13 protein-coding genes are annotated in these 13,846 nt (G+C 65.3%); 1 reads left to right on the top strand and 12 read right to left on the bottom strand.

Annotated elements, in window-relative coordinates; all coding sequences use genetic code 11:
* Nucleotide 1: 1 nt before the first annotated feature.
* Nucleotides 2-577: a cytochrome c oxidase subunit 3 family protein gene (locus tag AB7245_RS15800; RefSeq protein WP_135214996.1), complete on the bottom strand. Its 576-nt coding sequence runs from the start codon at nt 575-577 to the stop codon at nt 2-4.
* A 172-nt stretch (nt 578-749) separates the two neighbouring features.
* On the opposite strand from AB7245_RS15800, the gene AB7245_RS15795 reads away from it, so the two are divergent.
* Nucleotides 750-905, top strand: a complete 156-nt coding sequence (locus AB7245_RS15795) for a hypothetical protein (RefSeq protein WP_085965373.1) — start codon at nt 750-752, stop codon at nt 903-905.
* A 29-nt stretch (nt 906-934) separates the two neighbouring features.
* Here AB7245_RS15795 and AB7245_RS15790 read toward each other — a convergent pair whose 3' ends face one another.
* The 11 genes from AB7245_RS15790 to AB7245_RS15740 form a co-directional block, all read right to left on the bottom strand.
* Entirely contained in the window at nt 935-2,140 is a 1,206-nt protein-coding gene (locus tag AB7245_RS15790; protein ID WP_085399415.1) for a sensor histidine kinase, read from the bottom strand.
* A gap of 472 nt (nt 2,141-2,612) precedes the next feature.
* Nucleotides 2,613-3,803 carry a multiple monosaccharide ABC transporter permease gene (gene mmsB / locus AB7245_RS15785; RefSeq protein WP_085399414.1) on the bottom strand — a complete coding sequence of 397 codons (1,191 nt, stop codon included), beginning with the start codon at nt 3,801-3,803 and terminating at the stop codon, nt 2,613-2,615.
* Nucleotides 3,800-5,377 carry a multiple monosaccharide ABC transporter ATP-binding protein gene (gene mmsA / locus AB7245_RS15780; RefSeq protein WP_085399413.1) on the bottom strand — a complete coding sequence of 526 codons (1,578 nt, stop codon included), beginning with the start codon at nt 5,375-5,377 and terminating at the stop codon, nt 3,800-3,802. Before mmsA ends, mmsB begins: the two co-directional genes overlap by 4 nt.
* Nucleotides 5,378-5,478: 101 nt before the next feature.
* Nucleotides 5,479-6,552, bottom strand: coding sequence for a multiple monosaccharide ABC transporter substrate-binding protein (gene chvE, locus AB7245_RS15775; protein WP_063984479.1), 1,074 nt, complete (start codon nt 6,550-6,552; stop codon nt 5,479-5,481).
* Between the two features lie 73 nt (nt 6,553-6,625).
* Nucleotides 6,626-7,504, bottom strand: a complete 879-nt coding sequence (locus tag AB7245_RS15770) for an SMP-30/gluconolactonase/LRE family protein (protein WP_085399412.1) — start codon at nt 7,502-7,504, stop codon at nt 6,626-6,628.
* A complete protein-coding gene (locus AB7245_RS15765; RefSeq protein WP_085399411.1) occupies nt 7,504-8,580 on the bottom strand; it encodes an aldose epimerase family protein in 1,077 nt (358 codons plus the stop codon). The genes AB7245_RS15770 and AB7245_RS15765 overlap by 1 nt, the downstream gene beginning before the upstream one ends.
* Before the next feature lie 2 nt (nt 8,581-8,582).
* A complete protein-coding gene (locus AB7245_RS15760; RefSeq protein WP_085399410.1) occupies nt 8,583-9,509 on the bottom strand; it encodes a Gfo/Idh/MocA family protein in 927 nt (308 codons plus the stop codon).
* Nucleotides 9,506-10,258, bottom strand: coding sequence for a FadR/GntR family transcriptional regulator (locus tag AB7245_RS15755; RefSeq protein ID WP_028150313.1), 753 nt, complete (start codon nt 10,256-10,258; stop codon nt 9,506-9,508). The genes AB7245_RS15760 and AB7245_RS15755 overlap by 4 nt, the downstream gene beginning before the upstream one ends.
* Nucleotides 10,255-11,235, bottom strand: coding sequence for a galactofuranose ABC transporter, permease protein YjfF (yjfF, locus tag AB7245_RS15750; RefSeq protein ID WP_071915510.1), 981 nt, complete (start codon nt 11,233-11,235; stop codon nt 10,255-10,257). Before yjfF ends, AB7245_RS15755 begins: the two co-directional genes overlap by 4 nt.
* Nucleotides 11,232-12,224 carry an ABC transporter permease gene (locus tag AB7245_RS15745; RefSeq protein ID WP_439034429.1) on the bottom strand — a complete coding sequence of 331 codons (993 nt, stop codon included), beginning with the start codon at nt 12,222-12,224 and terminating at the stop codon, nt 11,232-11,234. Before AB7245_RS15745 ends, yjfF begins: the two co-directional genes overlap by 4 nt.
* A complete protein-coding gene (locus AB7245_RS15740; protein WP_439034428.1) occupies nt 12,221-13,765 on the bottom strand; it encodes a sugar ABC transporter ATP-binding protein in 1,545 nt (514 codons plus the stop codon). Before AB7245_RS15740 ends, AB7245_RS15745 begins: the two co-directional genes overlap by 4 nt.
* Nucleotides 13,766-13,846: the final 81 nt, after the last annotated feature.

Here is a 13,846-nt window from a genome sequence, read left to right as displayed (position 1 = left end):
ATCAGCGCACCAGATAGAGGATCGGGAACATGACGATCCAGACCAGATCGACCATGTGCCAGAAGGCGGCGCCGGTCTCGACGCCCGAGATCTCGGCGCGGCGGCAGACCACGGCAAGGATGATGATGCCGAGGCCAACATGCAGGAGATGGAAGCCGGTCAGGAGGAAGTAGAGCGTGAAGAACGGGCTGGTCTCCAGGCCGATCCCGCGACCGATCTCTTCGGCATATTCGGTCAGCTTGATCGCGATGAAGAGGCCGCCGAGCGCCATGGCAATCAGTAGCCAGCGGCGCGAGGCCTGCTTTTCATTGGCGCGCGCAGATCTGGTCGCCCTCGCCGCGGCCCAGCCGCTGGTCACCAGCACGATTGTGTTGAGGCCGGCGAGATTCGCGTTGAGCGCCGCCTGCCCCGCCGCGAACACAACGGGATGGATCGCCCGGGCAACGACGAAGGCGCCGAGGAACAGGCCGAAGGCGACGAGCTCGCTGAAGATCAGCACCCAGATCATGGGATCGCCGGGGAGATCTTCCAAGATTCCCCAGCCGGTTCCCTGTTGTTCGCAATCGGCCGCAGACATCGTCTTTCCGGATCAGGACACCGGCCAGACCTAGCTCAACCGTCCAGTTCGGAATTTGTCGCAGGACAAACTGGGGGGCCACCGGCGGAGATGTTTGCGCCGACGCAACGTCTCGCTCGCCGGAGCGCGGTACGAACAGACTCAGGGTTCGCAAAGAGCGGTGAGCAATGACATGAGCGATGCACAGATCGGGCTAATGACCGCGACACCCATCATCATCGCCTTCGCCATCGCGCTCCGGCGCATGGGCGTGCTGTCGACGGTGGCGACGGTATCGGCGGTGAGCCTCTCCGTCGCGATCGCGACGGTGCTGTTCACGACGCAGTAGCCGGGCACTACCGATGAGGAGACGATCAGCTATCGCCGGTCGGGCGCTATTCTCGGCAGGATGAGCTGAAACCGCGTCCCCGCGCCGGGCAGGCTCTCGAGCCGGAGCTGCCCACCCAGCCGGTCGACGACGATGCTGTGCACGATATGCAGACCGAGTCCGCTGGCGCCGTCGTGTCGGCGCGTGGTGAAGAACGGGTCGAAGGCCCGCCGTTCCACATCGGGAGCCATGCCGCAGCCGTCATCAGCAAACAGCAGCTCAACGTGGTCATCATTGACCGCACGGAGCGAGACGTTGATCGTCCCGGTCTCACCATCGGAGAACGCGTGCGTCATCGCATTGACTGCGAGGTTGGTGAGCACTTGGCCGAAAGGCCCGGGATAGCTGTCCATGGCGAGATTCGTTTCGCAGTGGAGGCTGAACGCGATGTCGCGCACCCGTAACTGCCGCTCGAACTGCGACAGAACCTGGCCGGTCAGCTCGCCTGCGTCGAAGCTGCGCCGAAGTGACTCGGTCTGGTCAGCCGCCACCTGCTTGAAGGATTGCACCCGCTCGGCGGCGCGACCGAGATTCGTGACCAGCTGCGCCGACGCATCGCTGACCAGTTCCAGAAACCCTGTCAGTGTCGAGCGCTTGAGATTACCCCGCGCGACCTCCGCCGCGAACTGCTCCGCCTTGCGCTGGAGCGTCGATGCCACCGTCAGACTGCTGCCGAGCGGCGTGTTGATCTCGTGCGCGACACCGGCAACCATGCGCCCGAGCGCCGCCAGCTTTTCCGCCTCGATCAAGGTGTCCTGGATATCGCGCAGATGGCGAAGCGCGGTCTCAGCGGCGTCCCTGGCGCTGCGAATCTCCCGCTCGGCGCGCTTGCGTTCGGTGATCTCCTCCGCTGCCACGTTGACCGCGACAATCTCGCCGTCCGGCATTCGCAGCGGGTGCCAATAAGTAACCCAGGAACGCTCCTCGACCTGATCAGCCCGTTGCCCCGCCACCTCGATACCGATCACGGGCTCGCCCGTCGCGACGATCGAGCGCACAATCTGCTCGACGGAACCCGCCAGGGCCGGCACGCAGTCCCTGACCGTATGTCCAAGATGGCCTTCGATGGATATGCCGCAGATCTCGGTCAGACGCTGGTTGATCAGCAAATAGCGGCAGTCCGGCGACAGACAGGCCAACCCGATCGGGGCGGTGTCGTAGATCAGCTGCAACGCCGGCAAAGTCGAGACCAGCATCACTTCCGAAGCCGGCGATGACCTCACTGTACTCGTCACTCAGGTTCCCCGTGGTCCCTTGCGTCGACCACATGAGATTAGCACGGAATTGGCGATCGGTTGATCTAGATCAAGAAGACGCGCCGGCGCCTCTCGTTCCGAGGCTCTGGCGTGAATCGCCTCGTTCAAAACAGAACAAAGGCCCCGATCAATAAACCTGCAGCAAAGGAGCCTAGCCCGAGGGTGCAGACGGAAACGATGCGCAAGAGGATGCGAAGCCGGCCCTCAAATTCATCGTCTGTCATCTCGTGGATATGAGCCGCCACTGGTGCTGCCCTGCCCGTGCCCTGCTCGGCACCCCCCGGATCTAGTCCCCAAATCATGGTCATCGCGAGGCATCGGTTCCGGTCGCGATGCCGTGATCGAAATTGACGAAAATGGTAGTCGCCTGGCGGGGCGGCGCCAGAGCCTCCCCCGCGACGTGATTTTGCGCCTACCGCCGCTGGTTATACACGTCGATGCACACGGCCCCGAGCAGCACCAGGCCCTTGATGACCTGCTGATAGTCGATGCCGATGCCGAGGATGGACATGCCGTTGTTCATCACGCCCATGATCATGGCACCGACCACGGCGCCGCCGACGCGCCCGACGCCACCATAGGCCGAGGCGCCGCCGATGAAGCAGGCGGCGATGACGTCGAGCTCGAAGCCGAGGCCCGCTTTCGGCGTCGCGGTGTTGAGACGCGCGGCAAAGACGAGGCCGGCAAGGGCTGCGAGCACGCCCATGTTGACGAAGGTGAGGAAGGTCAGCCGCTCGGTCTTGATGCCCGACAGGCTTGCCGCCTTGGCGTTGCCGCCGACGGCATAGATCTGCCGGCCGATCACGGTGCGGCGTGTGACGAAGCCGTAGAGCGCGATCAAGGCGCTCATGATCACCAGCACGTTCGGCAAGCCGCGATAGGTCGCGATCAGGTAGGTGAAGTAGAGCACGGCGCAGGCCAGCACCACGCTCTTGCCAAGGAAGAACGCGTAAGGCTCGACCTCGATGCCGTGCGACTGCTCCCGCGCGCGGCTCTTGGCGCTGGCATAGACCAGCCCCAGCGCCAGCACCGCGCCGATCAGCATCGAGGTCGGATGCAGCGTGCCCGCTTCGGGCAGGAACTCCGGAATGAAGCCCGACGACAATTTCTGGAAGGTCGGCGGAAACGGCCCGAGCGACTGCCCCTGCAACACCGCGAGCGCAAGTCCCTTGAATACGAGCATGCCGGCCAGGGTCACGATGAAAGACGGTATCTTGAAATAGGCGACCCAATAGCCCTGCGCCGCGCCGATCGCAGCGCCGACCACGAGGCAGGCGATGAAGGCGAGTGTATAGTCGACCTTGTACGTCACCATCAGCAGAGCGGCGACCGCGCCGACGAAGCCCGCGACCGACCCCACCGAGAGGTCGATATGGCCGGTGACGATCACGAGCAGCATGCCGAGCGCCATGATGACGATGTAGCTGTTCTGGAGCACCAGATTGGTCAGGTTGAGCGGCTGGAGCAGCGTGCCGCCGGTCATGACCTGGAAGAACAGCATGATCGCGATCAGCGACATCAGCATGCCGTAATTGCGCAAATTGTTCTTGATGAAGCTGCCGTGCCGGCGCTCCTCGGGCAGCGACACCGTCTTGTCGGTCATGGCTGCGATCCTCCCATCTCCGCGGCCTCAGGCACGCTGTTTCCGTTGCTTCGTTCGTTGCGCATGATGGCGCGCATGATCTTCTCCTGCGTCGCCTCTGCGCCCTTGAATTCCCCGACGAAGGCGCCGTCGTTCATGACGCAGATGCGGTCGCAGATGCCGAGCAGCTCGGGCATCTCCGAGGAGATCACCACGACGCCGCGCCCGGCCTCCGCAAGCTCGTTGATGATACAGTAAATCTCGTATTTGGCACCGACGTCGATGCCCCGTGTCGGCTCGTCCAGGATCAGGACCTTGGGATCGGTCATCAGCCATTTCGACAGCACCACTTTCTGCTGGTTGCCGCCGGAGAGCTGGCCGGTCTCCTGGTACACGTCGGAGCAGCGGATGCGCATGCGGCTCCGGTAGTCGCTGGCAACCTTCAGCTCGGCGATGTCGTCGATCACCCGGCCGGGTGCGACCTGGTCGAGGCTGGCGAGCGTGATGTTCTTGCGGACGTCATCTGCCAGGATCAAGCCGAGCTGCTTCCGGTCCTCGGTGACATAGGCAAGGCCGGCGTCGATCGCGGCCGCAACGCTCGGCAGCACGATCTCATGGCCCTCGAGCTTGATGCGGCCGCTGATAGTGGTGCCCCAGGAGCGGCCGAACAGGCTCATGGCAAACTCGGTGCGACCGGCGCCCATCAGCCCGGCAATGCCGACGACCTCGCCGCGCTTCACGCCGAAATTGACGTTCTTGATCACCTGCCGCTCGGGATGAATGGGGTGATAGACCGACCAGTTCTCGACGGTCAGGACAGGCCCGCCGATTTTCGCGCTGCGCTCGGGAAAGCGATGGGCGAGATCGCGGTTGACCATGCTGCGGATGATGCGGTCTTCCTGGATCGGCTCGCTGCGGCAGTCGATGCTGTCGACGGTGCGGCCGTCGCGCAGCACGGTGATGTGGTCGGCGACCTTGGCCACCTCGTTAAGCTTGTGCGAGATCAGGATCGAGCCGATGCCCTGCTCGCGGAAAGCCATCAGGCGTTCGAGCAGCGCGGCGCTGTCGGCCTCGTTGAGGCTCGCGGTCGGCTCGTCCAGGATCAGCATCCGCACCCGCTTGGACAGCGCCTTCGCGATCTCTACCAGCTGCTGCTTGCCGACGCCGAGGTCGGTGATCAGCGTATCCGGCGATTCCTTCAGGCCGACCTGCGCCAGCAGCTCGCGCGTGCGCCGGTAGACCTCGTCGCGATCGATGACGCCGAATTTTGACGGCGGATGCGACAGGAAGATGTTCTCCGCGATCGACATCAGCGGGATCAGCGCCAACTCCTGGTGGATGATGATGATGCCGAGCGCCTCAGAATCGTTGATGTCGCGGAAGCGGCGCTCCTCACCCTCGAAAACGATGGTACCCTCGTAGCTGCCGGCCGGGTAGACGCCGCTGAGCACTTTCATCAGTGTGGATTTGCCGGCACCGTTCTCGCCGACAAGCGCGTGGATCTGCCCGGCCTCGACCGAGAAGTTCACGTCACGCAGAGCCTGCACGCCTGAAAAGCTCTTGCTGACGTTGCGCATCTCCAGCATGGCGGTCATGATTTCACATCCCTCGATCGCTGCTAGTTCACCTCTCCCCGCTTGCGGGGAGAGGGAGAAGAGGCTCTCCCCGCAAGCGGGGAGAGGGGAAAGAAAGAAGCTTACTGGAACTGCGACTTCTTGTAGTAGCCGCTGTCGACCAGAGTCTTCTCCCAATTGTCCTTGTAGACCACGACCGGCTTCAAGAGATAGGACGGCACCGTCTTGGCGCCGTTCTCGTAGGTCTTGGTGTCGTTGACGGTGACCTGCTTGCCGGCGAGTGCGGCGTCGACCATGTCGGCGGTCACCTTGGCGAGGTCGCGGGTGTCCTTGAAGATGGTCGAGTACTGATCGCCGCGCAGCATCGCCTTGATCGAGGGCACCTCGGCATCCTGACCCGAGATAACAGGCATCGGCTGGCCGGCGCTGCCATAGCCCACGCCCTTCAGCGATGAGATGATGCCGATCGAGAGGCCGTCATAGGGCGACAGCACCGCGTTGACCTTCTTGTTGCCGTAGTAGGCGCTGAGCAGATTGTCCATGCGCGCCTGTGCGGTGGCGCCGTCCCAGCGGAGCGTCGCGACCTTGTCCATGCCCATCTGGCCGGAGACGACGACGAGCTTGCCGCTGTCGATGTACGGCTTCAGCACGCTCATCGCGCCGTTGTAGAAGAAGTAGGCGTTGTTGTCGTCGGGCGAGCCGCCGAACAGCTCGATGTTGAACGGGCCCTTGCCGTCCTTGAGGCCGAGCCCCTGCACAAGCGACTCCGCCTGCAGCACGCCGACCTGGAAATTGTCGAAGGTCGCGTAATAGTCGACGTTCGGCGTGCCGCGGATCAGGCGATCATAGGCGATCACGGTGATGCCTTTTGCTTTCGCCTGCTTGAGCACGTCGGACAGCGTGGTGCCGTCGATCGCCGCGATCACCAGCGCTTTCGCACCCTTGGTCACCATGTTCTCGACCTGCGAGAGCTGGTTCGGGATGTCGTCCTCGGCATATTGCAAGTCGGTGTTGTAGCCGCGCTCCTTCAGCACCTTGACCATGTTGTTGCCGTCGTCGATCCAGCGCGCCGACGATTTGGTCGGCATGGCAATGCCAACCGTCGCCTTGTCCTGGGCGGAGGCAGTGACGCCTGAGGCCATCGTCGCTGCGCCGGCCAGCGCCAGCGCGAGGAATGTCGTCTTCAGTTTCAGCATGTTTTACTCCCTTGGGTGTCAGACTGTTTCTTCGTTTCGTCGAGAACGTTGGTCGTGTGCGGCTTCGAGCCTCCTATGCGAGCTTGACGTCAGGCTCCGCGCGGCCACGCGCAGATGCCTGCAACAGGAAAGTACAGCCGGCTTGCGGATCGGCAGCGCGCGCCGCCGCGTCCATATCCTGCCAGGCCGAGGTGACGAGGAGGCGTGACAGATCAGGGCCGACGAAGGCCGGGCAGCTCGATTGCCTTGCCGGCACGCGCAGCGAGCGCAGGCGCTCGCCTTGCGGAGAGTAGACATCGATCCGGCCCGCACCCCAGCAGGCGTTCCAGATCCGCCCGTCGGCGTCGCACACCGAGCCGTCGAGCCCCCCGATGCCGGTGTGGCGCAACAGAACGTCCGGCTCGCCTCGCGGCAAGCCGGTCGCCGGATCAAGCGGAACGGCGTAGAGCACGGCGCGCGCGGTGTCGGCGAAGTAGCCGGTCGCACCGTCCGGTGAAAAGCAGATCGAATTGGGAATGGTGATGCGGGGGAACAGCATCGATATCTTGCCGCGATGGAACGCGTAGATCGCGCCCGCTCCTGCCTCCGCATTGCGGCCCATGGTGCCGATCCAGAACGTGCCGGACTGATGCACACGGGCATCGTTGGAGCGCGTCGCGGGATTGTCGGCTTCAAGCGGACAGACCAGCGTCAACGCGCCGTCGGCGAGCTTGCGGATGTAGAGGCCGTCTTCGGCGACGATCAACTGGCGCTCGGCGTCGATGCGCCCGAGACCGCTCGCCATCCGGCCGAGCGCGTGGACGCGAATGCTGCCGCTGCCGAGATTCGCCTCGAACAGCCGCTCCTCGCGGATATCGAACCACCAGGCCGTGTCGGTGCTCAAATCATAGGTCGGCCCCTCGCCGAGGTGGCACGGATCGTCCGAGAGAACCGAGGTCGGCACCTCTTCCATCATGGCGTCCTCACTCCAAAGCGATAGACCGTGTGATGACGGTAGACCTCGCCGGGATTGAGGCGCGGGCTCGGGAAATCCGGCCGGTTCGGCGCATCCGGCCAGATGTGCGGCTCGAGACACATGGCATCCGACTGCCGGATGAGCTTGCCGCCCTTGCCCGAAATCGTGCCGTCGAGATAGTTGCCGGAATAGACCTGAAGGCCGGGCTGATTGGTCAGGAGCTCCATGATGCGCCCTGAACGCGGCGCCTCCAGCCGGGCCGCGAAAGCAAGCTTGCCATCGCGCCCGAGACAGTAGGTATGGTCGTAGCCCTTGCCGTTCCGCAATTGCTGATCGCTCTCGCGGATGCGCGCGCCGACGGCTTCGCCGTCGCGGAAGTCGAACGGCGTTCCGGCCACCGCGCGCGGCGGCTCAGCCAACGGAATGGCGGTGGGATCGATGGCAAGGAAATGCTCGGCGGCGACCGTCAGCTTGTGGTCGATAATGGGCGTGCCTGAGGTCGCGCCTTCCAGATTGAAGAAGCTGTGATTGGTCAGGTTGACGATGGTCGGCCGGTCGGTTCGCGCCTCCATCGTCAACGACAGCTCGGCCGGGCCGGTGACGCGATAGGTCAGGCGCACGTCGAGCCGGCCGGGATAGTTTTCTTCGCCATGCGGGCTCGAATAGGTGAGCGTGACGCCCGGCTCCGCGCCGTCGTCGATGGCGGCGATCTCCCAGAGCTTGCGATCGAACCCGTCGAGGCCACCATGCAGCGCATTCGGACCGTTGTTGACCGGAAGCTGCACCGTTTCGCCGTCCAGCGAAAATCGTCCGTTGGCAATGCGGTTGGCGTAGCGGCCGACGGTGGCACCGAAGAACTTTCGTTCGGCGCGATAACCGGCGAACGCGTCATGGCCGAGCACGACGTCGTCGTAACCGCCTTTGGCGTCCGGTGCGATGAGCGCCTGGATCACCGCGCCATGGGTGATGATGCGGGCTTCGAACCCGCCCTCCCCGCGCAGCACGATGCGCTCGACGTTGCGGCCGTCCGGCAGCGTTCCGAAGATGTCTTTTGTTATTCTTGAGCCAGCCATGTTCAGTCCACAAACGGTTCGACGATGTTACGCTTGCCGAGCAGGAAGGCATCGGCAACGAGACGCAGCGGCGCCAGGTCGACGTCGCGCGCGCCGGTCGCGGTGAGCTTGACGAAGCGCCCGTACAGCTCGCGATATTCCTGATCGGGCGCCTCGGCAATGGTCTCGCCGTCGATCGCCATGCGCCGGCCGCCGCCCGACAACGTCATTCGGCCCTCGTCCGTTTCGACGAGGATATCCCAACTCTGCGGTCCGGTCTGGCGGAAATCGAACTCGGCGGTCACAGGCAGGCCGCCGATGTCGGTCAGCGTCAGGTTCGCGGCGATCGGGGCCTGGCAATTGGCTGGAAAGGCCAACTCGGCCGCGGTGACGAACACCGGCCGCGGCAGAATACGGGTCAGGATCGAGAGCGCGTTGATGCCGGGATCGAACACGCCGAGCCCGCCCGGCTCCCAGATCCAGCCCTGCCCGGGATGCCAGACGCGAACGTCTTCCTTCCAGTTGATGTGCACAGACTTGATCTGCCGCGTGAGAAGCCACTCGCGCGCCGGCTCGACCGCGGGCGCATAGCGCGAATGCCAGGTCGCAAACAGCGTTCGCTTGGCTTCCTCCGCCATCGCGATCAGCGGGTCGAGCTCGGCGACGCCGGTGCCGGGCGGCTTCTCCAGCATCACGTGCTTGCCGGCAGCGAGCGCCGTGGCGGCCTGGGCACGCCGTACCTGCGGCGGCGTGCAGAGCGAGACGGCATCGATCGGCGGTCCCTTTTCCAGCAATTCCTCGATGGTCGCAAAATTCGGCACGCCCGGCAGCGATGCGTTGCGGCTCGCGACGGCCGCGAGCGTCGCGCCCGCCGTCGCGGCAATCGCACCGACATGCTGGTCGCGCGCGATCTTGCCGAAGCCGACGATGGCAATGCGAAGTTCGGTCACGCTTTTTCTCCAATATCCGCGGACGGCAGCGCCTCGGCCTCGTGGCGGCGCATACCGTTGTGAATGACATAAACCATCGCTTCCGAGGCGGTCTGGGCGTCGCCGGCGGCGATGCCATCGACGATCTTCTGGTGCCAGAGCAGCACGGTGTCACGGTCCTCCGGCTCGACCGGTGCGCTGAGCAGGAAGGAGGCGCGCAGGGCGGCCTCGATGACGTGGCCGATCGAGCGCATGAACAGATTGCCCGAAGCGCGCGCCACCGCAACATGGAGCGCGAGGTCGGCGTCGGCAAAGCCGACGGAATCGGAAGCCTCAAACCGCATGCGGTCCATGCAACGACGGAGCTCGGCGAGGTCGTCCTCGGACCGCTGCGCCGCCGCCAGCATGGCCGCGCGCGGCTCGACCGCGAGGCGAATCTCGGCGAGGTCGTTGAGGAAGCGCTTGTCGATGCCGGCGTCGAGATGCCAGGCCAGCACGTCAGCGTCGAACATGTTCCAGGCGGCGCGCTCGCGTACGACGGTGCCGACGCGGGCCTTGGTGGTGAGCAGACCCTTGGCGACCAGGGTCTTCACGCTCTCGCGCAGCACCGGTCGCGACACGCCGAACATTGCAATCATCTCGGCATCGCCAGGCAGGCGCGTTCCCTCGGCGTAGCGGCCGGCGATGATGTCGACGCCGATCGAGCGGGCCACTTCCGCATGGTTGGAGTGAGCCCGGCGCGTCGGGATGACGACGATGCGCGACGTCATGTGGCTGCTCCTGCGCGCTTCGCCGCCGGCCGCCGCGCGAGCGCGACCAGCCCCTGCTGCAAGGCGATGAAGGCGAACAGTAGCACGCCGGTCGCGATCTTGGTCCACCAGCTCGACAGCGTTCCGTCGAAATTGATGTAGGTCTGGATCAAGCCCTGGATCAGCACGCCGAGGAAGGTGCCGATCACCGAGCCCTGCCCGCCCGTGAGCAGCGTACCGCCGATCACGACAGCCGCGATGGTGTCGAGCTCGACGCCGACCGCGGAGAGCGAGTAGCCGGCGCTCGTGTAGAAGGAGAACACGATGCCGGCGATGCCCGCGAGCAGGCTCGACAGCATGTAGATCCTCACCGTCATCTTGCCGACGGCAACGCCCATCAGGCTCGCGGTCGCCCGGCTGCCGCCGAGCGCGTAGACATTGGCGCCGAACCGGGTGAGATGCAGCAGCAAGGCGCCGCCGATCACGATCACGAGCATGATGATCGCGATCGCCGTCAATCGCCCTCCACCGGGCATCCGCAGCGCGAAGTCCGACACGGTGGAATAGACCGGCGCGGTGATCGGCACCGATTCCGTCGAGAGCAGGAAGCTCGCGCCACGGGCCAGGAACATCCCCGCCAGCGTCACGATGAACGGCGGCAGGTCGAAGACATGGATCACCGCGCCCATCGCAGCTCCGAAGGCCGCCGAGAGCGCGAGGATCGCGACGAAGGCAAGCAGCGGCGGCACGCCCCAGCGCTCGATCGCAAGCGCGACGAACACCGTGGTGAAACCAATCACCGAGCCGACCGAGAGGTCGATGCCGCCGGAGATGATGACGAAGGTCATGCCGGTCGCGACGATGCCGAGAAAGGCGTTGTCGGTGAGGAGATTGCCGACCACGCGGGTGGAGGCGATGTTGGGGAATTGCACGGCGCAGAGCGCAAAGCCGGCAACCAGCACGATAGCGGTGATGAGGACGGGCGGCAGGCCTTTCATGCTTTGGACCTCCGCAGCCGCGCGGCGAACCCGGCAATCCCCGAAAATTTCGGCGATTGCAGCAGCAGCACCGTCATCACCACCACCGCCTTGACCAGCAAATTGAACTCCGGTGGATAGCCCGACAGCAGAATGCCGGTGTTCATGGTCTGGATGATCAACGCACCGAGCACGGCCAGCACGAGGCTGAAACGGCCGCCGAACAGGGAGGTGCCGCCGATCACCACCGCGAGGATGGCGTCGAGCTCGAGCCAGAGGCCGGCATTGTTGGCATCCGCGCCCATGATGTCGGCCGCCGCGATCACGCCGGCGAGCGCGGCGCAGATGCCGCACCAGACGTAGACAGCCAGGATCATCGCACGCGTGCCGACGCCGGCAAGCTCGCTCGCCCGCGCGTTGCCGCCGGTTGCCTCGATCAGCAATCCGAGCGCCGAACCGCGCACCACCGCTCCGGTGAGAATCAGCATGCCCAGGGCGATCACGACCGGCATCGGCACGCCGAGCACCGCGCCATTGCCAAGCCAGACCAGATCCGGCGAGGAGAAGGTCACGATACGCCCCTCGGTAATGAGCTGCGCGATGCCGCGTCCCGCCACCATCAGGATCAGCGTCGCCACGATCGGCTGCATGCCGAGCACCGCGACGAGAAATCCGTTCCACAATCCGCAGACCAGGCCAGCGCCGAGCGCGGCCGCAAGGACCACAGGCAGACTGTGCGTGTCGGCAAGGCTCGCCGCGATCGCGCCCGAGATGGCCATGACCGCACCGACCGACAGATCGATGCCGCGCGTCGCGATCACCAGCACCATGCCGAGCGAGAGCAGCGCCACCGGCGTGCCGCGGTTGAGCACGTCGATCAGGCTGCCGAACAGCCGGCCGTCCTGGAGACGCAGATCGAAGAATTGCGGCGACACGATGCGATCGGCCGCCAGGATGACGATCAACGCGAGGATCTGGGCAAGGCCGCGGCGCGGCAACAGCGCTGTCATGCCCGACCCTCATGCGCGACAGCGGCGCCATCGGCGGCGATGGCCGCGAGAATGTTGCCGACGTCGATCGTCTCTCCCGCGAGCTCCTCGACATGGGCACGGTCGCGCAACACGACCACGCGGTCGGAATAGGTCACGATCTCATCCAACTCGGAGGAGATCACGAGCAGCGCCAGCCCGTCGTCGCAGAGCTCGCGGATCAGGCGGATGATCTCGGCATGCGCGCCGACGTCGATCCCGCGGGTCGGCTCGTCCAGCACCAGGAGGCGCGGCGAGGTCGCGAGCCAGCGCGCCAGCAGCACCTTCTGCTGATTGCCGCCGGACAGCAGCCCCACGGCGCGCTCCGGATCGGGCGGGCGGATGTCGAGCATCTTGACGTAGCGGCCTGCGATCTCGTCCTGCTCGCGGCGCGACAGCGGCCGGTGCAGGCCGCGCTTGGCCTGGAGCGCGAGCACGATGTTCTCGCGCACGGTGAGCTCGGCGACGATGCCGTCGGTCTTGCGTTCCTCCGGGCAATAGCCAAAGCCGTGGCGCACGCCGTCGCGCGGCGACTGCAGCCGCACGGGCGCCCCCTCCACCCTCGCCTGCCCGCCATCGGCGCGCTCGGCACCGAACACCAGCCGCGCTGTTTCGGTCCGGCCCGAGCCGAGCAGGCCGGCGAGACCCACGACCTCGCCATGGCGCAGCTCGAGATTGAACGGCGCGACATAGCCGGCCTTGCCGTAGTTCTCGAAACTCGCGCAGACCTCGCGCGCCCGATGCTCTCCCGCCGACGCGCGGGCGCTGGTGGTCTCGGCCAGCTCGCGGCCGAGCATCATCCGGATCAGCTCGAGCCGCGGCAGCGAGGCGGTCTCGCGCTCGCCGACCAAGCGGCCGTTGCGCAACACCGTGATGCGGTCGGAGATCTCGTAGACCTGATCGAGGAAGTGACTGACGAATACGATGCCGATGCCGCGCTTGGCGAGCTGGCGCATGATGCCGAAGAGGATCTCGACCTCGTGGCGGTCGAGGCTCGCCGTGGGCTCGTCCAGGATCAGCACGCGCGCGGAGAGATCGACGGCCCGCGCAATCGCGGTGACGTGCTGGATGGCGACGGAATAGCTGCCGAGCGGCGCGGCGACGTCGATATCGAGGCCGAAGTCCGTGAGAAGCGCCTTGGCGCGACGCCGCATCTCGCCTTCACGTACGATGCCGAAGCGCATCGGCTGTCGGTCGAGGAACAGGTTCTGCGCGACCGAGAGATTCGGTAGCAGATTGACCTCCTGGTAGACCGTGGCGATGCCGGCCTGGAGTGCGGCCTTGGCCGAGCGCGGCGCGACCTCTTCACCGCCAAGTCGGACGATGCCGGAATCGCGCGGGAATACGCCGGTGATCACCTTGATCATCGTGGATTTGCCTGCGCCGTTCTCGCCAAGCAACGCATGAATCTCGCCGGCACGAAGCGTGAAGTCGACCTCCTGCAACGCACGCACAGCACCGAAGCTTTTGCTGATCCCGCGCACCTCCAGCAGGGAAGGAGCAGGATCGGGGCTGTTCTCCATAACGACGTCACTCCCACCGGCGTCCGCTTATGCTGCGGACACCCAGCCTATTCGTTCGCGCAACGGTTTCGAAGGGGGATG

The organism is Bradyrhizobium sp. 604_D8_N2_3, from assembly GCF_051810765.1.
In the GTDB taxonomy this organism is placed as follows: domain Bacteria; phylum Pseudomonadota; class Alphaproteobacteria; order Rhizobiales; family Xanthobacteraceae; genus Bradyrhizobium; species Bradyrhizobium barranii.
The sequence above is the reverse complement of the archived record's forward strand: the minus strand, read 5'-3'. Positions and strand labels throughout refer to the sequence as shown.